This window comes from Chitinophaga sp. (genome assembly GCF_039596455.1).
Taxonomy (GTDB): domain Bacteria; phylum Bacteroidota; class Bacteroidia; order Chitinophagales; family Chitinophagaceae; genus Chitinophaga.
Genome location: NZ_JBCNJR010000003.1, coordinates 64,872 through 91,119 on the forward strand (window position 1 = coordinate 64,872; position 26,248 = coordinate 91,119).

15 protein-coding genes and 1 tRNA gene are annotated in these 26,248 nt (G+C 53.5%); 5 read left to right on the forward strand and 11 right to left on the reverse strand.

The window, feature by feature from the left end:
- Positions 1-82: 82 nt before the first annotated feature.
- Together ABDW36_RS13205 and ABDW36_RS13210 are read left to right on the forward strand one after the other, a co-directional pair.
- Entirely contained in the window at positions 83-1,948 is a 1,866-nt protein-coding gene (locus ABDW36_RS13205; RefSeq protein ID WP_343702378.1) for a CHAT domain-containing protein, read from the forward strand.
- Complete coding sequence (locus tag ABDW36_RS13210) at positions 1,920-5,021, forward strand: ATP-binding protein (RefSeq protein WP_343702379.1); 3,102 nt, start codon at positions 1,920-1,922, stop codon at positions 5,019-5,021. The genes ABDW36_RS13205 and ABDW36_RS13210 overlap by 29 nt, the downstream gene beginning before the upstream one ends.
- A 126-nt stretch (positions 5,022-5,147) precedes the next feature.
- On the opposite strand, the gene ABDW36_RS13215 is transcribed toward ABDW36_RS13210, so the two are convergent.
- The gene (locus tag ABDW36_RS13215) at positions 5,148-5,528 is read right to left on the reverse strand and encodes an MmcQ/YjbR family DNA-binding protein (protein WP_343702380.1); all 381 of its coding nucleotides are present in this window, start codon (positions 5,526-5,528) and stop codon (positions 5,148-5,150) included.
- Between the two features lie 67 nt (positions 5,529-5,595).
- On the opposite strand from ABDW36_RS13215, the gene ABDW36_RS13220 reads away from it, so the two are divergent.
- Complete coding sequence (locus ABDW36_RS13220; protein ID WP_343702381.1) at positions 5,596-6,582, forward strand: MBL fold metallo-hydrolase; 987 nt, start codon at positions 5,596-5,598, stop codon at positions 6,580-6,582.
- A gap of 16 nt (positions 6,583-6,598) precedes the next feature.
- On the opposite strand, the gene ABDW36_RS13225 is transcribed toward ABDW36_RS13220, so the two are convergent.
- Complete coding sequence (locus ABDW36_RS13225) at positions 6,599-7,780, reverse strand: hypothetical protein (protein WP_343702382.1); 1,182 nt, start codon at positions 7,778-7,780, stop codon at positions 6,599-6,601.
- 242 nt (positions 7,781-8,022) lie between these two features.
- On the opposite strand from ABDW36_RS13225, the gene ABDW36_RS13230 reads away from it, so the two are divergent.
- Positions 8,023-8,109, forward strand: a tRNA-Leu gene (locus tag ABDW36_RS13230).
- 56 nt (positions 8,110-8,165) lie between these two features.
- On the opposite strand, the gene ABDW36_RS13235 is transcribed toward ABDW36_RS13230, so the two are convergent.
- Together ABDW36_RS13235 and ABDW36_RS13240 are read right to left on the reverse strand one after the other, a co-directional pair.
- Positions 8,166-9,191 carry a 6-bladed beta-propeller gene (locus ABDW36_RS13235; protein ID WP_343702383.1) on the reverse strand — a complete coding sequence of 342 codons (1,026 nt, stop codon included), beginning with the start codon at positions 9,189-9,191 and terminating at the stop codon, positions 8,166-8,168.
- A gap of 46 nt (positions 9,192-9,237) precedes the next feature.
- Positions 9,238-10,644: a PLP-dependent aminotransferase family protein gene (locus ABDW36_RS13240; RefSeq protein WP_343702384.1), complete on the reverse strand. Its 1,407-nt coding sequence runs from the start codon at positions 10,642-10,644 to the stop codon at positions 9,238-9,240.
- A 100-nt stretch (positions 10,645-10,744) separates the two neighbouring features.
- Here ABDW36_RS13240 and ABDW36_RS13245 point away from each other — a divergent pair, with 100 nt between their 5' ends.
- Positions 10,745-11,179 (forward strand): GNAT family N-acetyltransferase, encoded by a 435-nt coding sequence (locus ABDW36_RS13245; RefSeq protein WP_343702385.1) that lies wholly within the window; start codon positions 10,745-10,747, stop codon positions 11,177-11,179.
- On the opposite strand, the gene ABDW36_RS13250 is transcribed toward ABDW36_RS13245, so the two are convergent.
- The 7 genes from ABDW36_RS13250 to ABDW36_RS13280 all read right to left on the reverse strand — a co-directional run bounded on the left by ABDW36_RS13250 (position 11,180) and on the right by ABDW36_RS13280 (position 26,164).
- Positions 11,180-11,698, reverse strand: a complete 519-nt coding sequence (locus tag ABDW36_RS13250) for a hypothetical protein (RefSeq protein ID WP_343702386.1) — start codon at positions 11,696-11,698, stop codon at positions 11,180-11,182.
- A 449-nt stretch (positions 11,699-12,147) separates the two neighbouring features.
- Positions 12,148-13,164, reverse strand: coding sequence for a DUF5627 domain-containing protein (locus ABDW36_RS13255; protein ID WP_343702387.1), 1,017 nt, complete (start codon positions 13,162-13,164; stop codon positions 12,148-12,150).
- Between the two features lie 26 nt (positions 13,165-13,190).
- On the reverse strand, positions 13,191-14,954 hold the full coding sequence (locus ABDW36_RS13260) for a RagB/SusD family nutrient uptake outer membrane protein (RefSeq protein ID WP_343702388.1): 1,764 nt from the start codon (positions 14,952-14,954) through the stop codon (positions 13,191-13,193).
- 21 nt (positions 14,955-14,975) lie between these two features.
- A complete protein-coding gene (locus ABDW36_RS13265) occupies positions 14,976-18,011 on the reverse strand; it encodes a SusC/RagA family TonB-linked outer membrane protein (RefSeq protein WP_343702389.1) in 3,036 nt (1,011 codons plus the stop codon).
- A 26-nt stretch (positions 18,012-18,037) separates the two neighbouring features.
- Positions 18,038-19,831, reverse strand: a complete 1,794-nt coding sequence (locus ABDW36_RS13270) for a RagB/SusD family nutrient uptake outer membrane protein (RefSeq protein ID WP_343702390.1) — start codon at positions 19,829-19,831, stop codon at positions 18,038-18,040.
- Positions 19,832-19,842: 11 nt separating this feature from the next.
- Positions 19,843-23,145 carry a TonB-dependent receptor gene (locus ABDW36_RS13275; RefSeq protein ID WP_343702391.1) on the reverse strand — a complete coding sequence of 1,101 codons (3,303 nt, stop codon included), beginning with the start codon at positions 23,143-23,145 and terminating at the stop codon, positions 19,843-19,845.
- 562 nt (positions 23,146-23,707) lie between these two features.
- Entirely contained in the window at positions 23,708-26,164 is a 2,457-nt protein-coding gene (locus ABDW36_RS13280; RefSeq protein WP_343702392.1) for a mechanosensitive ion channel domain-containing protein, read from the reverse strand.
- Positions 26,165-26,248 lie beyond the last annotated feature (84 nt).

Genomic DNA, 26,248 nt, shown 5'->3' on the forward strand with positions numbered 1-26,248 from the left:
ACAGAGCGTAAATATTGTATGCGCTCCCATTGGCCCCCAAAAATACAAGAGCGTTTTTCCTCAACCCCGAAGTGTTTTTGTCATGAAAACGATCATTATTTCATTTGCGAACAGTGCCGTTGAGCCACTTGCCTCCATCACAGAAGAAGACGATAACATTCACCGCATCCTGATAGAAAATAACCGCGGCAACTACAGCGTACACCGGGAGTCTTTTGCTACGGTAGACAATATCAACAATGCCCTGGGCGCCTACAACGGCAACATTGCCATTTTCCATTACGCCGGCCACGCCGGTCAGCATTCCCTACTGTTTAACGACCAGGAAGCCAACGGCACCGGCATTGCCTACCAGCTGAAACCCAGCATTGCCGCCGGCAACCTGCGGCTGGTAATCCTCAACGGCTGCTCTACCGGCCCGCAGGTTACCAAACTGCTGGAGCTGGGCGTGCCTGCCGTCATTGCCACCAATGCGTCTGTAAATGATACCAGCGCAAAAATTTTCGGCGTGGAGTTTTTCCGCAACATCTGCCAGAAAAGAATGACCCTCCGCAATGCGTTCAATGCCGCGCTGGCATCCGCCCAAACAGCCACAAAAGATTCCCTGGGGCTGGATGACACCACCAGCCGCGATCTGCACCTGCCCGGTGAAAAGCCCCGTGAACCGTTCTGGGGACTGTTCTTCAAAAACGCTGACGCGGTAGACCGTAACCCGCTCCCGGTTGTGAACGACCAGGCGGTCGCGCTCTACGAACCCAACATACAGCTCACACAAACCATATTCACGGCGCTGGTGCTGGACGGCAACGTTCCCGCCATGCAGCTGGACGAAAAGAAGAAGCTGGAGATCATAGAAGACTACGTGTTCCAGAAAACCATTATGGACGTGTTCCCCCACCCCATTGCTATACAGCTTAAAACGCTGTTTGCCGCGGAGTACGGCGCGGAAGCGCTCAAAAAGCCCAGCCTCAAAAGGCTGGAGCAGATTGCCCGCGTGTTCCAGATCACTACGGAATTTATGGGCATTATTATGATCAGCCAGTTGTGGGAACTGAAAATAACCGGCAAAGTGGCCCAGCTGCCTGACAATATGAGACAGTTGCTGAAAGACTATTTCAACCTCACCATAGAAGAGCGGGCCGTATATAACTACAGCTCGCTTATCAAAGGCATCCGCAAGTACATTGATACGCTGCCCAGGGTGGACTATTTTGTAACGGAACTGAAAACCCTGCGGGAAGAAGACGCGCAGAATAAAAAGTTCGGTGAGGCCTGTGAGTACCTTTCCTACATCCGCAATGCCACCTATCCGGGCAAGCCCGTTGCCGTACAGGAATCTGAAGTGCTGGAGCTTTGCCTCACCGCGGAAGCCATGCTCTCCGTATTTTTCGAAAAGCTGGGTTTCCTGCACCGCTATACGCTTACCAGCATCCAGAACATCCGCATCAACAAGTACCGGCACGATATACTCACGGAATTCGACCACCAGGTGGTGAAGCTGATGAACTCCAACGCCAGCCACGAAGTGAACTACTACCTGCTGGCCAAACATCTTGACAACAGCGGCGTGATACTCACCAAACAAAACCTCACGGTGTTTAACGTGGAAAGAAGGCAATACAAGGGCGAAGCGCTGGAATTCCTGAACCTCTCCCCGCTGGTGGTAGACATCAATGCGTTCGAAAGCCGGTCAGACCGCTCCAACCTGGTGTTTTACGGCCAGTACCGGGAGGATGACAAGGTGTACGTGTTCCGTAATGTAAGCAAGCCGGATGATGACCTGAACCATGTGGAGATCAATATCAACCGCAGGTTCGGGCGTACGGAGCAGCAGGAACAAAGCCGGTACGAAGCCGTATGCATACAACTGAACGCCTTCCGCGATTTTGCCCTCCAATTGACCCCTACAACCCCTGCACATGATCAACAGCCCCTTCAAGTTCCTTGACCCTTACGGCCGGGACGATTACAATATTTTCTTTGGCCGCGACAAGGAGATCAAACAACTGTACCAGTACATTCATAAAAACAGGCTGGTGCTGGTGTACGGTACCAGCGGCACGGGGAAAACCAGCATTGTGCAGTGCGGGTTGATGAACAGGATGGAAGACACCGACTGGACGCCCTTTTTCATCAGGCGCGGGGAAAACATTAACGAGTCGCTACGCAGCATTTTGCAGAAAACGCTCTCCGGCAGGGAAAATACGGAAACCTCCGTTACTACCGCCATGGCCGGCAAAACCAGCGTTGTGCAAACCCTGGTGGTACAGCGCGCCAACATGCCGCAGGGCAATACCAGCGAGCAGGTGTTTGATGCGCTGAAAAACGTGAATCTGCGTTACCTGCGCCCGGTTTACCTCATTTTTGACCAGTTTGAGGAACTGCTCATCATGGGCAGCGATGCCGAGAAAAAGACCTTCATCGAGATCGTTGATCACATCCTTTGCTCTTCGGAGCTGCAGTTCTGCAGCATGCTGTTCATTATGCGCGAAGAGTTTTTTGCCGGCCTCAGCGAGTTTGAAAAGGAAGTGCCCGATTTCTGCGACCGCCGCCTGCGCATTGAGCCCATGAACGCCAAAAACGTGGAAGAGGTCATTGTCAAATCTTGCCGGGAATTTTCCATCACCCTGAAAGAAGGCGCCGCCAACGCACAACAGATCATCAATGTGCTCACGGAGAAAAATACCGTTTCCCTGCCCTACCTCCAGATCTATCTTGACCAGCTATGGCGTACAGTATACATGAATACCGGCGATAAAAGGACAAACCCTGACGAGCCCTACCCGCCGCTCACCTTCGACGCCAACATTATCAAACGTTTCGGCAACATGAAAGAAGTGCTGAACCGCTTTATCAGGGAACGGATAGATGTGATACAGGATGAGCTGGAGAAAGAATTTCCCGGCATCCCGGCAGATTTTGTGAGCAATGTGCTGGATGCCTTTGTAACGCCCGAAGGCACCAAACGCCCGCTAGCCTATTACCGCATTACAGACGGGAAAACGAGCGGCATCTGGTTTTCAGGCCAGGTAGCACCCTACCTGATGAAACGCTCCGGCAGCCTGATGCTGCGCTGCCTGGCGGAGCTTGACAAGAACAAGATACTCCGTACAGACGGCCAGACCTACGAGCTGGCGCATGATGTACTGGCGGGACTGATAGACAGCAGGCGTACGGAAGAGCAGCGCCGCGTCAATTACACCAATGAGCAGATCCAGAGCCGCTTTACCGGTTTCCGGAACAAAACGAGCGATTACCTCACACCCAAGGAAATTGAGGCCTACCGCCCCTACATTGGCCTGCTCAACCTCAGCCCTGAAGTGCAGCTGTTCTTTGAAGACAGCGTGAGCGCACGGAAAAAAGAGGAAGACGTCCGCAAGGAAAAAGAAGAACGGCTGGAAAAGCTCAAGTTCCGCCAGCGCAACTGGAAGTGGATTTGGGCCGTTATAGGCCTGCTGCTGGCGTACACGGCCATTTTCTATTTTACCTATGTAAAGGGCGAAATAAGCCGCAACAAAGCGCTGGCCTATATGAGCTATCAAATGGGCAGCCTGGACCCGGTAGACGCGCTGAACCTGTTCAGCACCGTGAAAAAAAAGGTGTACGCGGAAGATACCCAGCAGGTCAACAACAAATTGCTGGAATACATGCAGCGGCAAGACGTGCAATCTCTCTTCAGCCTTTACACAGATACGCTGCCCGCCTCCATACAGGAAGCAGACCGGTTTGACATTTCCGCCAGCGGCCGTTTTATTGTGCTGGACAATTCAGGGCCGGCTACCGGCAGTAACGTACACGACTATATTGTACTGAACGAAGAAGGGAACGTGATGCACAGCTTCCGGGAAATTTCCTACATGTACTTCACCAACCGTGATAACGTGCTGCTGCTTTGCCGAAAAGCAGAACAGCCCCGTAAAAATTCCGTCTGGCAGTACAGCCGGGAGGCCGCACTACCGGAAGAATTTATTTTGTACGACTGTGCTGCCAACCAGGAAGAAATTGTGACACTGGGCGGCCCCAACCGCTACCTCCACCCGGCAGACCACATTGCCGACGGCCCTTTCACACAGTTTGACTCTTACCGTGTGCGCTTTACCGCGTCTGGCAACCTGGTGATACCGTATGTGCAACTGGCGCCCAATGGGGACTTCATAGAAAAAGTGCAGATACTTGACCCGCAGAAAAAACCCATCTGCCACATCCCTTCCCAAACCACCATTACCAGCTCCCGCAATATGGAAAGGCTGCTGACCATCTACCCCATCCCTTCAGGGCTCAACCAGCTGGACGTGTATGACGAGAACGGGAAACGCCTGCACCGGGTAACCAATGTGACCTTTGGGGATTTTACGGAAGACGGGGAGCTGGTATGGGGCGCAGATACCGTGATACATGTGATGAAAGGCCGTGACACGCTTTCGTTCTCCACCCGCAATTATTACACCTACGGCTATGGCAACGTGGCCCGCAATAAGCTGGTAGCCAAAATGGGCCTGTATACAACTTTTGAGGAAACGGTGGAAGTGATTGATATGACCACCAACGCCCGCATGAACTTCCATGAGCAGCTGATAGCGCCGGTGTTCGACAAAAATGCCATCATCACCTACAAAGCGCCGTTTGACAAGGGGAAAGACACCATTTTTCGCCGGGACCTTGACGGCAAGGCCCCTCCCTTCATCTTCACCCATCCTGACGGTATTGAAAGCATCCGCCACAACCGGGCGGCAGATGAACTGGTGGTGCTCACCCGGAAAAACAAGCTGCTGATACTCAATAGCCGCCTGGCTGTGAAAACCGGCCTGCAGATCACCGCCAATGACCTCTACGGCATGTCCGGCAACGGCTCCGTGCTGTATTACGTGCGGGACCAGTACCTCAGCGCCTTTCCCAATAACCTGGATTACCTGGACGTGTTCAATCCCACCCGCGTATGGAAACTGCTGGCGCAGGAGCGTTCCCCGCTCAAGCGCAACCTGAGCAAACAGCGGCAGAAAGAACTGGGAGTACCGCTGTGAGACAGGCCGGGTTGGCCATACGGAATGTAGCGCCACCTGCAACCAAGAGCGGCCCTTGGGGCGGCGGCGCCGTTCCAAGGCAAATGTGGTCAGCTGTAAAAATAACAAAGCGCCACGCCATGCTTCCTACTCCAACCCGTTCTCCAACCGGTACCGCTCCTGCAACTTGGGTGGCGCCGCGCTATACCATGCGCTCTGGATGGCGCTTTCCAGCATCTTCTTTTTCACCTTGTGGAGATTAACGGTTGTCCAGCCCTGGCGGCCCCAGCCGCCTTCCACGGGCATAAAGCTGTCAGGCGCCGCGGTGCAGAAGGCCGCCTGCTCTTCCGGTGTAAAGCCGAAATTGGCGCTCGGCCTGTTCAATGTTTTGTTACCGGGGTTTTCCTGCGGCCACAGGGTAACGAATATCCGTTTTTTGGTGCGGAAGGCCGGCGTACCCCAGTGCAGCACTTCCTGCACTTCCGGCATGGCCATGCACAGGGCCTTAAAAGTATCTATAGAGACCATAGCCCCAAAATTACAATGTTGCCGCCCGGTACAATTGTACAAACACGACATTTCGTATTTTTAACAAATGGAATGGAAATCACCGAATTACAGGAACGGTTCTTTTCAAAACCTTTCCCCTACGGAAATCATGTCCCGTGACGCTTCGTATTTCACCGTGCTGCGGGCTTTTCTGAACAAACCCAAAACCGTTTGGCCGCCGCGGCCGCTGCCAGCCGTTAAAACAGACCTGCACCAGCTGCCCGCCACCGGCACGCAGCTGGTATGGTTCGGCCACTCTTCCTACCTGCTGCGCAATAACGGGCGCAACATATTGGTAGACCCGGTTTTCAGCGGTTATGCCTCTCCTTTTTCGTTCATGATAAAGGCCTTTGCAGGCACCAATATCTATACGGCGGCAGAGATGCCTGATATAGACCTGCTCATCATCAGCCATAATCACTACGACCATCTTGACAGCCACACCCTGCGCCGGCTTGCTCCGAAAATAAAGACCGTATACACCGCGCTGGGCGTGGGCCGGGACCTGGTGCGCGCCGGCATCCCTTCCTCACAGATCACGGAGATGGACTGGTGGGAGGAGGAAACCCCGTTGGAAGGGTATACTCTTACTGCCACGCCCGCCCGCCATTTTTCCGGCCGGGGCCTCAAACGGGGCGGCTCCCTGTGGGCATCCTTTGTACTGCAAACGCCCGACGTGCGCATTTACATAGGTGGAGACTCCGGCTATGATGCGCACTTCAAGGCCATTGGTGAAAAATTTGGCCCGTTTGACCTGGCCCTGCTGGAAACCGGGCAGTACAATACCTCCTGGCCCAACATCCACATGAACCCGGAAGAGGCCGTCTCCGCCGCCGCAGACCTGGGCGCCAAAGTGATGGTACCCGTTCACTGGGGCAAATTTGCGCTGGCCAACCACCCCTGGGACGAGCCCGCCAAACGCGTGGTGGCCGCTGCGCAACAACGCGGCCTCACCATTGCCACACCACGCATCGGAGAAATGGTGGAGCTGGGCAAACCGTATCCTGACAAACACTGGTGGGAATCCATATAGCACGGGAACGCCTCCGTCAGGGATAATAGTTGATAGCGGCAGCTTCCGTTGTAGCAAGGCCCGAAGCGTTCACTGCCGTGCCAATGCTGGCAATGCCCGTCCACGGGCCGGAAGAGCCGTAGCCGTTCCAGCAGCGGTATAGCACGTTGTATTGCACGTTGCTGTTGGTATTGCCGCCGAAGCGGATCTCGTTACCGTCCAGCCCCAGTTGCGTGCTCATAATATTCCGCTTCTGGGTAACAGTACCGCTGTTCAGCGTAGCGGCGTCTGCCGCGCTGATCAGGTAATTCCTGTCTGGCGGGTTGAAACCGGTGTGATGGAATACCACCGCATAGCGGGTAGCCTGAGAACCAACAGTAGCATATGTGAAGGTGTTCTTCGTGATCATGAACTCCGTTCCCATCCTTTCATCTCCGGGGTTCACATCGTTAAATACGGGAATTTCAACAAACACCGGGTTGATACCCGTGAGGTAAGTACCGGTAGAAGTGAAATCATTATCGTACACAACTCCTTTGCTGGACAGGTTGCCGCGGAAGCGCACAAAGGAGCCGGAGCAGTCCGTAAAGCTGTTGCCCACCACGCTCAAACGCTGAATGCCGTAAGCACCGTAGATCATGTGCGCGTGAGAGTCATACCCGACCCTGGCAAACGTGTTGTTGCGTACCAGCACGCGGTTGGTGGTTTCATAATGAACACCCAGCGCCCCGTAGCCTACAGCGGGCAGATCTGTAAATATGCATTCCTCCACCGCAATATCCTGGCTTCTGACAATGGTAAGCGCATAGCCCGTAACATCTCCCGTGAATTTGAGGCCCTGGAGCTTCACATTTTTGCACAGGTTCACGTTCATCAGTTTGGCAATGTTCCCGTTGAAAACAACGCCGCCCGGCGCGGAGGCCGTTTTGAGGGTCAGCAGGTTGGCATCGTCACCTATATTGGACAACGTAAGCGTAGCTGTGCGCGTGTAAGTACCGTCCGCAAAAATGACGTCTACCGGCCCGCTGGCCAGCGCTGTTTGCACACCAGACCAGAAGGTGGAATTAAAATTGGTGGATGGTGAAACGTTAAAGGTAGTGGTCGTTAAAAGTGCCGGGGCATCAGACCGGAGAGCGGGCGTATTCTTTTCGGGTGCCACGTCAGCTTTCTTGCAATATACGAGGCCCAAAACAGATAGTGCAACGATGGCAATCTTCATAGTGGTGTTTTTATACATAAATAGAATTGACGGTCAATATTTTGCAAGCATATTGACAAGAACTTCCGGTTGAAAATGGCCATTTTCCGGTAACGTACCCGGTACTTTATAAATGTAATCTTTTGCTGCGTAAAAATCAAAGGGAATTTTTACGGTTCATCTGTGCCGGAAAAATTTGCTTTACTGAAATTTGGAAAAATCAAATTCTTGCATACCTTTGCACTCCCTGAAACAACAAAGATGCCCAGATGGCGAAATTGGTAGACGCACTGTGTTCAGGTCGCAGCGCTCGCAAGGGTGTGCTGGTTCGAATCCAGTTCTGGGCACCAACAAATTGGGGCTGTATCCAAAAGATACGGCCCTTTTTTATTCCGGCAGCCCCCTCCTACACGCGGGTAAATTTATAAGGATACACCTTGCCAGACGCCCACTGCGCCACATAAAGGTTTTCATCATCATCCACGCACACGTCATGCGGGTTCCGGAATATTTTTTCTGACTGGGACATGGGCTGCAGTACGCCGTCTTTATACACCGGCTGGGTACCGCCTATATTGGAAACTACTTTATTCTCTTTATCCAGAATGGTTACAAACCCTGAGTCAGCACTGGCAAGGCTGGGCGAGCGCAACACTGCGGCGTACAGGTGATCGCCTTTAATAACAGGCCGGCACACACAGGCGCCCGGCAGCTTGATGATCTCCAGCAATTTCCCATCCATGCTGAACCGCTTGAAACAATTGCGCGTGCGGTCTGTAATCAACAAGGTAGGCGTATGCAGGCGGCGGTCTATGGTAATGCCATGTGCATTGTCAAGATGCTCATCTCCCTCTCCCCGCCCGCCGAAACAATTCTTCAGCTTCCCGTCTTTATCATAATGCGTAATGTACTGGGCGCCGTAACCGTCTGCAATAAAAAAATCGCCGTTTGTATCTACCGCGGTTTCAGTGGGCACAAACTCTTCAGCTTTCTTGTAAACACCGGCCTCCAGCGGAGCACTGACCGTCTTCACTATTTTACCATCGATGGTGGTTTTGTAAACCTGGTGTTTTGCGGTGTCAGTAATAAAAAGGAAGTCCGTGCCATTTTCATTGGTCAGGGTCAGGCCATGCGCCCCGGGAAATTCATGCCCCCAGGCGCCCACCAGCTTGCCGGATTTCTGATAGACCAGCACGTTGTTCCTTGTTTCATTGGTGAGCAGCAAAATACGGCCCTTCCTGTCCTGCACCATTTCATGGCAATCATTTACGGGGTTGAGCGCCGGGTTGGCACTGCTCCATTTCATATCCATTTTGTAACGCCTTCCGCCATGTCCGAAAACAGGCCCATTATCTTTTGCCAGCAGGTCCCTGGCAATAAAAAAACTTGTTGAAACAAGCGTAGCCTGTTTGATAAAGTCTTTTCGTTTCATGGTTTTGAGTTTTATAAGGTCACCTTACCAAGCTACAACAAAAAAACTACATCATCAGTTTTCCCAGCAGCTTCAATTTGCTCCGCACTTCATCAGACCAGGGCAGGCCAATAGAAAGCCTCATACAATTTTCAAACTGGTCCTGCAGGGTGAACATCCTTCCCGGGGCAATGCTTATTTTCTGTTTCATGGCTTTGTCAAACAGCTCCCCGGTATTGATCGTTTTATCCAGTTCCACCCACAAGGCCAGCCCGCCCTGGGGCCGGCTTGTTTTAGTGCTCTCCGGAAAATATTCCGCTATTGCATGTACATAATGCTGGTAGTTGCCCTGCAAAGTCAGGCGCAGCCTGCGGAGATGATTGTCGTACCGGCCGCTGCTCAGGAAACCGGCTACCGCTTCTTGTGTAACGGCAGAGGAGGATATAGCGTGCACCAGTTTCAACTTCAGGATTTGCTCCTTGTACCTGCCCGGCGCTATCCAGCCCACGCGGTAGCCAGGCGCCAGGGTTTTGGAAACAGCACTGCACCAGAGCACGGTTCCATCCTCATCAAATGACTTGCAGCATTTGGGGCGTTGAGGCCCGAAGTACAGATCCCCATAGATGTCATCTTCTATAAGCGGAATACCATGCCTGGCCAACAGCGCCACCACTTCCTTTTTATTTTCATCGGGCATGCAGCTGCCCAGGGGCGTATTGAAGTTCGGCACCAACAGGCAGAGATCTATCTTTGGAACTGCCTTTTTCAGGGCATCTATTTCAATACCTGTGACGGGATGCGTGGGAAGTTCAAGCACTTTTAATCCCATGCTTCCGGCCAGCTGCAGGCTGCCGGGATAACAAGGGCTTTCCATGGCAATGGTATCTCCCGGTTTCCCCAGCGCCATCATACAGAAAGACAAAGCATTCATCCCGCCGCTGGTGGTTACCAGGTCACTTTCCATGAGGTTTCCTCCCCATGCCAATGAGCGGCTGGCAATCATCCGGCGTAATTTCAGATTGCCCTGCAGCAATTCATATTCAGCGCCGCACCCCTGCAGTTCCCGTGTTGCCTGCACTATTTCCTTATTCAGCTTTGCCAGGGGCAGCAAGGTACTGGAAGGAGCACCAAGGGAAAAAAGCGTAAGGTCATCCCTGCCCATATTGCTATATACTTTCCTGATCAACTCATCCGGCTCTTTATGATTACGGGCCGGGGAAGGTTTGCTCACTTCGGGAAGGGGAAGCCTCCGGTAAGGCAGCCGGCTTACAAAGTAGCCGGACCGTGGTTTTGTTTCAATGAGTGATTGCGCCTCCAGTTCCCAGAATACCCTTTTGGCGGTGTTCATGCTGATGCCGTGCTGCTGGCATAAAACCCTGACGGAAGGCAGCCTGTCTCCCGCTTTCAGCACCCCGCTCCTGATCTGGCCTGCGATGCCATTGGCTATTTCAGTATACAGAAAGTCCCTGCTCATTTGCCAAATATAACTGTGCCCATCAAAATACACAAAACTGAGACTGTGTCAATTGAAAGGCCGCATCTATTTTTGCAGCAATCAATTCATTATTACAGCTATGTCAGCAGCAAGTATTAAAACCGGCAAGGAGAACATGGATGTACGGGCCATACATCGTTTTCTGAGTGAAGACTCCTATTGGGCAAAGGGAATTTCGTATGAGCTTGTAGACAGCTCGCTGCAGCATTCGTTTTGCATCGGCGCTTTCTCCGCCGGGCGGCAAATCGGGTTTGCAAGAGTGATCACGGACTACTACACCTTTGGATGGCTGGCGGATGTTTATGTATTGGAAGCGCACCGGGGGCAAGGGGTTTCCAAAAAAATGCTGGCTTGTCTGTTTGAACAGCCGTGGGCCGGGCGGTTGAGAAGAATAATGCTCAATACAAAAGATGCGCATGGCTTATACAGGCAGTTTCAATTCACAGATTTGGCCAACCCCACCTTCCTGCAGGAGATCTACCGGCCTGGTATACACTTGCAGGAGGCGGAGTAACTACAACCGACGCAACGCGGCCCTCACCGCCTGAGACCGCGGGTTAACCGGCAGGCGCATCAGCCACAGCAGCTTCATGCACAGCTCCCGGGAGAACGAAGGCAATACGGGGAACTTTTCAAGGCAAAGGTAAGCCATGTCATCATCCTCAAACCGGCCTGTATAGGCCATCCATGCAGGAGAAGCGTACCAGGTAGCCCATTGATGCAGTTCTTCGGCGGTAATATGCCCCCAAAGGAACTGTTCCAGGTGATGTATCAGGCCGGAGCGCTGGGGTACCAGGTCAGTTGAGACGGCCACCCACCGGGCAATCTGATGATAATAACGTTCATGCACACACGCCGCCGCGGCCATGACGAAATCCGCAGGGCCTGCTGCTGTTTCGGGAGACAGCCGGTCATCTGCCGGCAGTGTTCTCAATGCTTCCCTGATCTCGGCGGCCGTTTTATGCCCGCGCAGGTAATCCCGCACCAGCGAAAAATAGAGCTTTGCGCCCCAATGTGCTTGCGGCTGCTTCATGGTTAAGGTTTTATGGAGAGGAACCGGCCATACACTGCGGGAATGGGCGCACGGGAGCGCAGCCGCTCTTCCCCGTTTTTTACAGGTATCGGTTACAAAAAAATTTGAAAATCAGCTGGTGAACATCAATGTTCAGATATGGTGCAGGTATGTTCAGTCAGCCGGAAGCCTTGTAATCAGATCAATGGCAAGTGATGGAAAAAACAGTGAGTTGTAGATAAATTCCATAGGGACGGTTTAATGGTTACAATATGGTTAAAATACTCGTGGACGCGCATCCGGTGGCGCAGATCGCTCTCATTACAGCTACTAAAATAAACAGCGGGCATCTGCGGTCCTGTAGTACAACTACGGTAATACTGTAGAAGTTTTACTACACTCACCCGGCCCGCAGGCATAATAAAGCCGGCCATCACAATGATGGCCGGCCTAAAAAACCTTTCCAGAAATCAATACGTCACCGGCGTATACGTTTCCATCACCACCCCCCTGTCTCTCACTACCAGCACGTCACTGGCGTTGTACGTCTGGCCGCCGCGGCTCACTACGTAGTTCAGCACAATGCCGTTGCGTTTCTTGTCTCCATACTCATACGCATCTTTCTTGAACTCTCCCGTACCGGTAATGGTATAACCGGCGCCGGCGGGTGCAGACACGGTGCAGTTGTTACCGGTAAAGTTCAGTATCAGGCTGATCTCTCCGGTCATTACCTTGGAACGCATGAAGGTGGAGGTGGTTACCTGGTGCCGGCCTGATGTGGCCAGCTTGGTAACCGGGTTGCTGGTTACAAATTTGTGGGAGTAGGTGGTATCTTCCAGCACGGCGTTGGCGGCGTCTTTCACCTGGCTATGACCGTAGTGGAAATATGCGCCGTGAAATTCGTTGATGAACTTGATGCCGAACATGGTAAAGTTTTTCGGCGCCACGGCCCATTGCGCTGCCACGCGCGGGTCTGCATTGGGGTCATCTGACTGGCCGGCCAGGATGGAATCTACGTCTGTAGATCCTGTCAGCCTTACCGGCACTACATAGTTCAGCTTGATGGCCTCCGGGTCATTAAAGAACTCGTCTGTCAGCTGTACCTCCACACCGCCGTTCATCTCTCCTGAAGGTATCACCAGTTTATTTGAGCTGATCGTGTAGTACTTCACCGGCAGCGCCCGCACGGTGTCTCCGCCGGCTGTGAACAGCAGGCGGTCTGCCAGGCTGTTATCTACCTGTATGTCGAAGCTCCTGGTACGGTCATTCTCATACAGGCCGCCCAGGTGGGCAGATATGCGGAACTTGCCGTTATTGTCATTCGTATTATCGTAGATGTCATCACCCAGCACAAGCGTTCTTACCGGGAACTGGTACGGGAAGTAGCCCGATGTATATTTAAAGTCCGGGTGGGTGATCTCGAAGTTCTTGCAGGCATGTAACCCGAATGCAAGAATTGCGGATACCATCATCAATGTCTTTTTCATGCTTCTAGCTTTAAATTTTATTAAGGTTACTGCCAGCCTTTGTTCTGAACAAAGTTGAACTTGAACACCTCCCTGTTCGGGATGGGGCCGTAGTGCATATAGTCGTTGTTATATGCGCGCTCTTCCACGGTAAAGTACTCGTAAGTACCGTTAGATATTCTCACGCCTCTCAGCGGCTCGGTGAGGTCTGCTTTCCAGCGGCGCAGGTCCCAGAAGCGGAACCCTTCAAAACACAGCTCCAGCCTTCTTTCGTTGCGGATCAAATCTCTCATGGCTTCCTTGGTGGTTACCGTCTGGAGGTACGCATCAGGTTGTGTAATGCCGGCGCGTTTACGGATGGCGGCAATCACGGCGCGGGCGGAGTATCCTGCTGTGCCTCCCCCGTCAGGCCCAAAGGCTTCGTTGGCGGCCTCGGCATAGTTCAGGAAGAGCTCCGTATAGCGGATATGCGTGTTGAAGTGTTTCTGGTCTGAGGTGGAAACAGGGTTCACGTTCACGTCTTCCCGCAGCAGCTTTTTCAGGTAATAACCGGTGCGTGTGGAATTGGGGCGGGCGTCAAGGCCGTCGTCTCCTGCTCCTACGCCGGTGTTGATGGTGGTATTGCGCAGCTTGCTGCCGTTGTACACAATGTACAGCGCCAGGCGCGGGTCTCTCTTGTCATACGGTTTGGCGGGGTCATAACCGGAGCCAGGCGCTGTAATAGGCAGCCCGTTGGCCATGGGGAACGCGTCTACCAGGTTCTGAGACGGGTTGATATTCCCGTTGCCGAACAAGGTGGGCGGGAAATTGGCCTGTTCCCGCGCGCGGTTGTTGTAAATAGGCCTCCGCCACAGCACTTCAGGAATGTCCTTTTTATCTCCGGCGGTGATGTCTGCCGCATCTACCTGCGGTTTGAGATAGATCACGTTGCCTTTCGGGTCAAGGCCGGCTATGCCATTGATCTCGGAAAGCACATCTGACGTAATTTTGGCGGCATCTTCCCACAGCTGTGTGCTGTTGTTGGTGTTAAAGGCCGGGCTCGCCGCCAGCAGGGCCATACGCGCCTTGAAAGCCAGGGTGATGCGGCCGCTCACGCGCTGCTGCACCAGTTCCCCGAATACGGCATTGTACTTGTCAACGTCCGTGATATCGGAAAAGCCGGGAGGCAGGTCTATCGGGTTGTTGACATTGCCATAGTCCGGCGCCAGCAGGGCCAGGGCGCTGTCAAGGTCATCATACGTGCTTTTCAGGCTTTCTGCAAATTTGGCGCGCGGCGCTGCAAAATCTTCCGCGGATTCAACGAATGTATTGTAGATGGGAAAACCAAGCAGCTCACCGTTCTCTCCGAATCCGCCATGGTTGCGAATGAGATAGTACTTGAACATGCCGCGCAGGGCAAACGCCTCTCCCTTCAGGCGGCGAATGTACAGGGCGTTCAGCTGTTTGTCCGTATACTTCCAGGGAACGATCTCTACCACTTCCAGGAACTGGTTGAGGTACATGATGGCCCTGTTGGCGTTGTCCCAGAGGTTTTCCGGGTTCACCAGGGAAGTCCAGCCGCCGGTAGCTATTTTCAGGTGGTTGCTGGTCTTGACGTTCGTAGCGGCATCGTCTGTTGCTACCTCATTATACGGGTAATCGTTAGTTGGGATATAAGTGTAAGCTTTTATCAGCAAACCTTCCGCGTAGGCCGGGTCTACCAGCACCCTGTCAAACGTGCTATGGTTGTCGTTATTTGGATTGAACAGCTTCTCACAGGAGCACAACGCGCAAGCGGCAAGCAGGAACAACGGTATTTTGAGTTTTTTCATAACATTCTCTTTTTAAGATCATTAAAAGCTAGCATTCAGGCCAATAGAAAATACACGGTAGCTAGGCTCGCCTCCAATGGTGAGGTCCTGGATGCGGCGGCTGGGGCCGAACCGGAACACGTTGAAGCCATCCACAAAAACATTGAGCAGCCGCATCCGCAGCATTTTGCTGACGGAAGCAGGCATGTCGTAACTCAGTTGTATACGGCGGATGTTAAAGTAGTCGTTATCATATTCCCAGTAAGTAGACTGGCGGTGGTTGTTGCTGTTGGTCTGGGAGCTGAGGCGGGGGTAGGTGGCAGTGGCCTTGTTCTCAGGCGTCCATGCGCCCAGCACCAGCTCGGAATATTTGTCGTTCCCGTCTACCCAGTAATAGTTACCGCTCACAAATTCATCTGCGCCATAGCTGGCTTCGCCCAGTGCGTAGAGCGTGAAGTTGCGGTAAGACAGCCTTATCTGCAGGCCGCCTGAGATAGGCTGCTGGTAACGGCCCAGGTATATTTCATCGTTCTCGTCAACAACGCCGTCGCCGTTCTGGTCTTTATACCTGATGTCTCCGGGACGTACCGTACCAAACACCTGTGTGGGGCTGGCGGCAATCTCCGCCTCGCTCTGGAACAGGCCCAGGGCTTCCAGCCCGAAGCGGGCATCTGCGGGGTGGCCTGTTCTGTATTGATAGTGGTTATTATACACTTCGTCCATTTTCAACACCTTGGTGGTGGAATACAGCACGTTCAGGCCGGCAGAGAGCTTCCAGTCACCGAAAGTTTTGTTCACCTCCACGCCCAGCTCTGCGCCCTGGTACTGGTTGGCGCCGAAATTCTCATACGGGATGAAGTCTGTATAGAAACTGGGGTAGCGGGTAGCAGGGCGGGTTACCAGCCTGTCATACACGTCGTGGAACACGTTGGCCGTAACGCCCAGCACGTTGTTGAAGAAACGGCCTTCCACACCCAGGGTGATCTCCTTGCGGCGGGTGTAGTCCAGGTTGGGATTGGTGCCCCAGCTGGAAGCAATGCCGTTACGGGTCCTGCCGCCTTCATACCAGGCGTAGGAACCGGAGCTTGCATACTGGTTGTCATACAGGAAGAAGTTGGTGATGAGGAAGTCTGAGTTCATGATACCTGCGGAAGCATGCAGCTTGAGGTAGTTCACGTTACTGGAGGAAGACAGGAAGTCTTCTTCACTGAGCACCCAGCCCAATGCCAGGGAAGGCGAGAATTTGCCGCGGTTGCCTTCCGCCAGCTTAACGGAGCTCACGTAGGCGCTGCTGAAATCTACCAGGTAACGCCTGTTGAACGCATAGCCCAGGCGCAGGCCGGCATGCGCCAGCTTCACACCCTGGAAATCCCCTTCCACTTTGTAGTTACCCAAAAAGCCGAGCAAGGAGCCGGTAAAGTGATGTTTGTTGTTGAAGGTACGGTCGTACCCCAGCATGCCGTAGCCGCCAAACCTTCTGCGGAAGCTGGAGCCGCCAACAGACTGCGTACCGGGGCGGGAATCTTTGCCGTATTGTTTGAGGCTTACAATACTGTCTGCCGTGGCGCTCCATACCGGTTCATACACGGAGTACTCGTTGGCAACCGTCTGGCTGTAGCCCACCCAATAGTCGAAGCTCACGTTGGTATGTAAAGACAGGCCGGGCGTCACCCGGTCAAGGTTTACGTTCACACGGTTGTTGAAGGCAAAGTTGCGGGATATGATCTCTTCTGTGCCCCCGGAGTAGCCATAGCCGAAGGGCGTAGTGGTGCGGTTGGAAACGCCGCCCAGCAGGTATTGCCCGTTCACATCGTTCTTGCGGCCCAGCAACAACGGATCATGCGGGTTGATGAGGTTGATGGGCAGCAGCGGAGCGTACTCATGCGGGCGAACGGTGGCCGCATCGCTCCAATAGTTGCCGCGCTGGCCCTTGGCATTGAGGAACACGCCGTATGCGTCTACTGCCGTATTGATCCAGTCGTTGATCTTCAGGTCCACGTTACCGCGTACGTTAAAGCGGTTGTTCCGGCCTTTGGCGCCTTCCCCGAAATTAAGGAGGCTGCCGGCATTGTACCAGCCAAGGTTGGTATAATACTGCGCCACGTTGTTGCCGCCGGAGAACTCGCCGGTGAGGTCATAATAGTTCTTGAAAGAACGGACGTAGGCGTCTGAATAATAATCCACATCGGGATAGCGGTATTTATTACCTGTTCTGAATTTCTCGATGGTCTCTTCTGAAAACTGCGGGCTGAGCCCGTCGTTGGCCCGGGCCTGGTTGAAATACGTCATGTAGTCTGCAGAGTTCAGGTATTTGGGCAGCGCCCTGGGCGTGGCAATACCGTAGTTCACGCTGAAGTCAGACTTTTTCTTGAAGGCCTCTCCCCTTTTGGTAGTAATCAGCACCACGCCGTTTACCGCGCCCGTACCATAGAGGATGGCGCTGTTCACGTCTTTAAGGATGGTGATGCTTTCCACTTCGTTCAGCCGCATGTTTTCCACCTCCCGGGGCAAACCGTCTACCACAAACATGGTGCGGCCGGTGCCGCTGCCCGTAATGTCTTCTACGGTAATACCGCGGCCAAGGCCCCTGATGCGGTCATACCCCATCATGCCGAGAGAACGGCCGGCAATCACATCTACCAGCCGGAGCGTGTGGTCATATTTCTGTATCTCCGCAATGTCAAGCTTGGTAACGGAGCCAACAATGTCTCCCTGGAACGCTTTCCGGAAGGCGAGGTTCGTTCTGTCTTCCTCACTGAACATCAGCGCAGATTTTTTCATGGTGATGCGGGGCTGCTGCAGCGCATCGGCAGACGACAGGGAGATCTTGTCATAGCCCTTGGCCACTACCACCAGGTCTGAGCCTGACTCTACCGCAATGGAAAACTTTCCTTCCGCGTTGGTTTTGGCATAAGCGCTGCCGCTGTATACATCTGCATTCCTGATGGGCTTCCCGTCTTCATCTACCACAGCGTACTGCGTTTTCACGGGCTTCCCTTCCTGGGCGTGTGCGCCTGGTTGAATGCAGAGCAGCATAGCGCTCAGGCATGTTAATATAATGGAGTGTTTATAATTCATTGGTCAAGTTTTAAGGTGCGGAAAGTTTACCAGCCCGGGTTCTGGGGGAAGCCTTCATAAAGATTGATGAATTTCACCTGCAAGGGCAGCCAGTTATGCTTCCTGGTAGCCACCCTCCTGATGATCAGTCTTTCCTGGATGTTGATGGGCTTTCCATTCTGGCCACGGTCAAAGTCGATAGCCGTTTTATCCAGGTAGCGTGTGTCCCAGTTGCGGTTCCAGCGGCGGAGGTCAAGGAAGCGGGCCCCTTCAAACGCCAGTTCCACTGCACGTTCGCGCACAATTTCTTCGAAGAAGTCTTGCGCATTGGCGGTATACTTCGCAGCCAGGTCAGGCAGCTGCGCCCGTTTGCGTACCACGTTCACCGCGCCGGCCGCCGTAAGGCTGTAATTGCCGGAAGTGCTCTGGGGCGTGCCGCCGTTTTTGGCGTACAGCACCGCTTCCGCATACATCAGGTAAATATCCGCCAGGCGGAGGTAAGGCACATACGCCTGGAGGCCGCCGGCTTTGGAGATGGAAAAGCTGGCATCCATGGGAGAATACCTTTTTGCATAATACCCGGTGATGCTGGGCGGGTTGATCTGAGAGCGGTGATAGCCGCCGTTGTACAGCTTTGCCGTAGCATCTTCGCAGGAGCAGCTGAATATTTTGTCTCCGTCCACCACAATATCTTTATAGAAACGCGGTTCGCGGCCGGTCCAGGGATCGTTGGGGTTGTAACCTGAAGCCGGGTCTGTGATGGGCAAACCGTTGGCCATAGCATAATTCTTTACGAAGTTATGCGTGGGCACGTCTGCGGAAGAGCCGCTGTTGAGGCCCATGGAAGAAGGCACCGTAGCCCCTACGGTAGACCATCTTACGCGGCTTCTGTCATAAATGGTAGGCGCCATGATCACTTCCGTACCACCGGGGCGCTCATTGTTCCAGCGCCAGAAATTATCCGTCCAGGTGCTCCATGACTGCAGCTTGTAATCTCCCGTCTGATCAGCCAGGGTGAGCAGCTCTCCGAAAGCTTCTGCTGCCTGCTGACACAGTTCAGGATCAAAAGTATTGCTGCCGGTGGCTTCCTGGTTGATCATAGGGCTGCCTGCAAAAAGCAGGGCCTTGCCCAGGTAACCCAATGCAAAAAATTTGTTGACCCTGGTGCGGTTCTGGCCCAGTGTGGGCTGGCCGGTAGGCACATCGTCCCAGTTGGCAGGCAGCAGGTTGGCCGCTTCCCGGAAGTCTTTCGCCATCAGCTTGGCTGTTTCCTGGAAGTTGAGGCGTTTGAACTCTTCCGAGATCAGGCTTTCTGTTGGGCTCAACACGCGTGTAACATAGGGCATTCCACCCCAGTACTGCGCAATCTGGAAATAAAACCAGCCTCTGAAGAAAAGGGCCTGCCCCTTGATGATGTTCTTCTCCTCCTCAGTACCCTGGAAAAGCCCTTCCTCTTCTATTTTCTCCAGCGCCTGGTTGGCCTTGGCAATAGCGTACCAGGCGTATTCCCAGATCCTTTTGGTACGCGGGTTATTATCCGTGGTGTTCACGCTCTGGCCGTAAAACAGGCCTTCCGCGCCCCAGTAGTTGCCGTTGTCGAAATTGTATGGCGAGTTATTGAGCGTTTCATCTGCAAAGAGGTACGCATTCCATGCACCACCTTTATTAGGGTCCATGATGCAGTTGTACATTTCCTCCACAAAGCCCTGGAAACTGATGAAGTTGCCAAACACTTGTCTTTCGTTGATATCCGCTTCCGGCGATTTGTCCAGGTACTTTTCACAAGAGCTGGAAAACAGGATGGCCGTAAAAAAAACGAGATAAAATTTTATGCGTTTCATGTTCCGTTTTTTTAAAAGTTGAGTTCAATGCCCATGTTGATCCTTTTCACCGTGGGGTAGGCGCCTTCTGTAGCGCTGCCGCCGGAGTAGGTACCCTGGCGGTCATCCGGGAGGTTTGACCAGAAAAACAGGTTATTGGCGTTGACGAAGAGCCTCATACCGTTAATGCCCGCACGTTTAACCCAGGGGTAGCGGTTATTGAAATCATATCCCACCTCTACCGTTCTGAGACGGATGTAAGAGGCGTCATACAGGTAATAGTCGCCAATATTCTCGCCTTGCGTTCTCCAACGGGGCAGAAATACTTCTGAACCGGCATTGTACTTTGACCAGTAGTTGCCGTCTCCGTAAAGGATGTTGGTAAAATTCTGGAAGTTGGGGAAGTTGATAATGCGGTTGGCATTGTTCACGCCATAAACCGTTACCAGGAAGCTGAGGTCTTTAAAGTTGAAGCCCAGCGTTAACGTGGCCGAGTTTTGCGGCACTTCGGAATAACCTACCGGCACCACGTCGTCACTGCTCTTGATAACGCCGTCCGCGTTCATGTCTACCAGGTCATAGTACCCCGGCAGCTTTTGCTGGTCGTTGTTTTCAGTGGGCACGCTGGCATACACGTCATCCCAGTTCTGGTATATCTTGGTTTTCACCAGGCTGCGCTGCTGGCCAATGGGATAGCCGGCGGACTTCAGATAATCGTACTGCAGCGGCGGATCGTCCCGGAATATAACGGTGTTCTGGTTGTGCGTTACGGCAATGTTTGACCATACGTTCCAGTTCTTGTTCAGCTCCTTGTTCACGCGCACTTCCAGCTCAAACCCTTTTGACTTCACCTGTCCCAGGTTGGCGCTGGGTGGTGTCAGGCCGAAGAAGGGAGGCACCGCGCGGGAGTTGCCGCCCAGGAGAATATCTGTTCTGTTTTGCGTATAGTAGTCAAAATTAATGGACACCAGCTGGCGGAAGATGTCCAGCTCAAGGCCGTAGTTGGTTTTCTGAGCGGTTTCCCAGTGAATATCGGGGTTGCCCACCACGTTCTGCCGGTAAATATCGTACGGGCTCTGGCCGGCGGTATTTTCCGTAAGGCGTGCCCTGCCGCCGCGGGCGTAAGATGAATTATACAACCACCTGCCGCCGCTCACGTCGTCATTGCCTATCTGGCCGGTGTTGGCGCGGAGCTTCAGCTTGTCTATCCATTTTACGTTGAAGAACTTCTCATTGGAAAGATACCAGCCAATGGCTGCGGAGGGAAAGAAATGGAAGCGGTAGTTGGGGCCGAACTGTTCGGAACCGTTGTATGCGCCGTTGCCCTCCAGGATGTAACGCCCCTTGTAGTTATAGGTAGCGCGGAAAGCCCAGTCTTCACGATAATTCTTGAACATGCTGCCGCGTGCGTACTCTTCCCGTTTGAAAAGGGCCATGGCGGTTACATCGTGGTCCCCGAACTTGCGGGCATAGTTCAGCTGCCCCTGGTAAGTGAGGCGGCGGTCAATGGGAATGTAGCCAGACCAGTTGGCGTTGGTAATATCTTCCTGGCGGATGGTCCAGGGCCGCAGCACCCAGTCATACTCTTCATCGCTAACGGGCAGCAGCACCGTATATTCGGAGGGGTCCTGGTGAGGGCCTTCGTACCTCAGGGGATATATCTGCTGGAAAGGCACATTGGTCCCCGCTTCCGCCGGGCGGATGGAGTTGGCAATATCATAGATCCCCCCTTCCGAGCGGATGTTGTTATCTGAAGAAAGCAATACCCTGGCGGTAAGGCCTTTGGTGATGAAGTCCAGTTTCTGATCTATGGTAAAGTCAGACAGCAGCTGGGTGGTGCGCGTTTCGCGTATACCAATATTATATATCGCCGCAATGGGGTTCACGGTGTTGTTGCCCCCTTCAGCGTAAGCGCCCCAGCGGCCGTTGGAGTACATGGGCAGGAACAGGTCCGGTGCCAGGCCGTAGGTGGCGCGCCACATCCAGGCGTCTGCGCGGCTGGTGCTGCCTTCGTTATTGAAGTTGGTGTTCTTCTGGCTGTAGAAACCGGAAAGGCCCAGCCGGAAGATGGTAGTTTTAGTAAGGTTAATGTCTATGTTGCTACGGAAATTAAAACGGTCAAAATTGTAGTTGGGTTTATAGCCCTTGCCGTTGTCATAACGTCTGAACATGTCTCCCTCATGCAGGTAGGTCAGGGAGCCGAAGTACTGCACGGTTTTGCTGCCGCCGCTGGCGCTGAGGGTGGCTTTGTGAGACATGCCCACGTCTTTGTACATGGCCTCCTGCCAGTCAACGTTGGCATATATCTCCGCATATTCGGGCGATTGCGGTTTCTGGTACCGCTTCACGATCTCGTAAGGCATGTAATCGTTCCAGGAAGATTCGTTGAGCACGCCTTCCCTTTCAATGATTTCGTTGCGTGCCTTGAGGGCGGCGTAAGAATCGAGCGTGGCCGGCTGTTTGGACAGCATTTTGGCCGTTGCCAGGTAGTTGAAGTTAAGCGTGGTTTTACCCGCCTTGCCGCGTTTGGTGGTAATGAGGATCACGCCGTTGGCGCCTTCCACGCCAAATACCGCGGTGGCGGAGGCGTCTTTCAGCACGGAGATGGTGGCCACGTCGTTGGCATCAATATCGTTCATGTTACGTTTAATACCGTCCACCAATACCAGGGGTTGCGCGCCGTTCCAGGTGCTTTGGCCGCGAATGTACAGGTTGACGGCGCTTTCACCCGCAAGAATACCGCCCGGCTCACCGGAAGAGATGATACCTACCAGGCCCGGCACCTGGCCTATCAGCGCTTCGCGCAGGTCAGGCACGTTGCCCGTGCGCTTCAGTTCTTTATTGGATACCTGTGAAATGGCGCCTACCACGCTTTCTTTTTTCTGGGTACCGTACCCTACGGCTACCACTTCGCTCAGCTGCGTGCTGCTGGCTTTCAGAAACACTTTCAGGTTCGTCTGCTTGCCTACCGCAATCTCTTGCGTCAGCATGCCGATAAAAGTAAATACCAATGTGGCGTTCTCCGGCACATTGATGGCAAACTTGCCGTCTGCAAGCGTTTGGGTGCCTGTGGTGGTACCTTTGATGTAGACGCTTACACCCGGTATGGGAGCCCCCGTCTCGTCTGTAACGGTACCGGTTATACGGCGCTGTTGCTGCGGGGCCGCCTGGAACGGTGCATTGCTAATGGCTGGCGGCAGGCCGGGATATGTGTACCGCCCTTCCGGATGGAAGGTGGTTACCCCTACGTCTGCCGGTGTACTTCCGGCGGCAGCTGACAACTGCACAAGTACAAGGAACAGGGCTGCGCCTGTAAGACGTGTAGAATATAACATGGAATTCAAGTTTTCTGTGAGCTTATTTGGTTGATAGAACTAGCTGATACAAGCGGGGGTTGCCGACGGTGGTACGGGCTCCGTAATTGTTTTCAGTATACGGGCCGGGCACGGGGGCCTGCCTCTTGGTACGGCGCCGCTTGTACTAAACCGCGGCTGGAACTGCGTGGAATTGTTCATTACCATAGGTTAAATAGAATTTCGGTTATCACTCAAATCCGTTCCTTGGCAGGGGTGTGGAAACCATGACAGGGACACCGGGGCCTCAATCTCGCGCAAACGTTTGCATTATCAGTAAAATGCAAACGTTTGCAGGTATCAGGAAAAAAAATTGATCAGAATGTGATCTCAAACGCACATACACCTGCTAAAACGTGAAATTCCAACATTGTAAAAGATTGCTTCTTGCTTTAGTCTCAGTTGCTTCCGTGGGAGAAGCAAAGCCTTCAAGCGATTTTGGTTCTATGCCTCATGAAAAAATTGCAAACGATTGTAATCAGCGGTAAAGATCGTTAATTATACCGAAAAATTAAATACTATTTTACCACAAACTAATGTTATTTTAATAGTTCTCTCCGTCGTTTTTACGTGTAATAATGTGTATATCCCGCTGCGGAAAGGGTACTTGGATGCCTTCCAGCCGGAAGGCCTTTTCTATGTCTGCCATTACTTCACCGCGGATGGGCAGATATTCCCGCACGTGGCCTACCCAGAAATAAATATCAAAATCAATGGAGCTGTCTGCAAACGCTTTCACGGAAACAATGGGCGCAGGCACATGGAGCACTCTTTCATTATTATGCAGCACTGCCTCCAGTATTTCCTGCACCTTTTTGAGATGGCTGCCATACGCCACTCCTATTACTACGTTCACCCGCTTGCGGTTGTGGCCCATCGTCCAGTTAACAAGGTGATTGCTCAGCAGGTCCCCGTTGGGGATAACCAGGCAGGGCCCGTCTATCAGCGCTACCACGCTGCTGCGGAACCCGATGGTTTTCATGGTGCCCCGCAGGCCGTTCACTTCAATAATGTCTCCCACGTTCACCGGTTTCTCAAAAGCAATAATAAGCCCGCTCACCAGGTTGCTGACCAGCCCCTGCAGGCCCAGGCCAATGCCGATGCCCAGGGCGCCCAGGGCAATGGCCATTTTATCAAGCGGAATACCGGCCGCCGCAAAGGCCAGGAACAGGCCCAGCGCCAGTACAAAAATACGGATGAGCAGCAGCCAGCTGCCAATGCCGGGCCGGCGGGCCTGTTTGTCTTTCGCCTGCTGGTCTCCCGGCTCTCCGGCAAAAAAGGAAATGATCTGAGAGAGCAGGGCAGATATTATAATCACCAGCACAAATATGAACAGGCTGTTGATGGTAAAGGTGTAGCTGCCCAGGGTACGTTCGGTATTGAGAAATTCCGCCAGGGGGGCAACGGCCTCCTGCAGGGCGTAAAAGTTGCGGCCAATGAGCACAAACCAGCCGGCTACCAGGAACACGTAAAAGAAACCGGGGGCCTTTTCGCCGATGCGCTCAAAGTTGAGGTAAAAGAACTTGCGTTCAGGATGCTTATACAGATGGGCTATAGTGCTCAGGCCTTCGTTGATGAGCCGGATGGTCCACAGGAACAGGATGGCTATTACCAGCCCGGCAAAACCGGTCACGAACATGGTTTTGGCCAGGTTATAGCGGCCCAGCACGTTGAACAGCAGGGCGCCCGCCTCCATCACTACCAGGAAGGAGATGAAATAGAGGATGCGTTTTTCCCTTACCTGGGCCCGCCGTTGGGGCTGCAGCACATACGCGCCATATGCCAGGCCGGCGGCGGAAAGCAGCAGCATCCACCAGCGCTCCTCCCGGGAAGCGGGTAATATCATATTAGTAGCGCTTGAGAGCACAAAGAACACCAGGGAAACAATCCAGAACCACATCCAGAAGCGCGTAATGTAGCCATGAAATATGAAGGCAAGGCATATGGCGCCCGTCAGCCACAGGCCGCAACTGAAAATATAGGGCGGCTGCAGGAAAATGAACTGGAAAATGCTGGGCACTATCACCACGGCAGACAACAAGGGGTAGCGCAACACCAGCCTGCCGGGTTGCTCAGGGCCGGTGGTACCCTCCTCCAGCCATTTTGTTTTCAGCGACCGCAGGAAGTACCAGCCCCCCAGCGTGAGGAGCAGCAACACCAGCAGGCGGCCGCCCGCATCACGGACGTAGTACGTCCAGGCCAGCTTTTCCTTGGCGTAAGACAGGGCAAGTATGCCGCCCGGCGGCATGTCAGGGGTGGCCGGCTGCCAGAGGAAAGGGTATTCCTGCTCAAAAGTGCGGGCCACCTGCGCAACGCGCAATTGTTCCACATCTTCCCGCGTGGAGCGGACGTTGAACACCATGAGGTCTGCCTCCGTCTGCAAATGCTGCAGGGCGGCAACAGAACGGCGCAACGCCGTATCTGCCGGGCCAAGGTCTTTGGCCACCACGGCCATTTTCTGGATGTAACGGACGGTATGCAGGGAATCGAACGGGAAAGTATACAGGCTGGAATCTGCGGAAAGGGAATCTATCCGGTCTACAAACCCGATCATGGTATGAAGGCGCAGCTCCAGCTCGTCCCTTTTTTCCGTTACCTGCTGCAGCAGCTCGTCTAACACGGAAGCGGTCACCGTAAGGTGGCGCGCGGCATGCTGCGGCTCCCCGTGAAAAATGCCTTCGCGCAGCAAGGTGAGCCGGTGCTGCGCCAGCACAAGATCTGCCTTCAGGCGGGCGGTATCCAGCCCTTTGCGGAGAAATATCCGTGCGCGCTCACTGGTCTGCCGCAGGTCATGCAGCAACTGCTCCTGCCGGATGCCGATGCGGCCGCTCCGGAATTTCTCTACACTGCTGGCCGCTTCTTTCTTGCCAAAGTCCCGTACAAACTGCATGAAGTTTGCCGGCCTGCCGGGCTGGTGAAAGGCGGAATCCTGCCCCTGCGCCGGTATATACAGGCACAGCAGTGTGAAACAGTAAAAGACAGCGCGGCAGAGGAACGGCATCAGGAACGTTTGTTTGAATGTGGAACGATGCATGCCCGGGAACACGCACAGGGTACTTTTTCAATCATTTGATTGAGGCTAAAA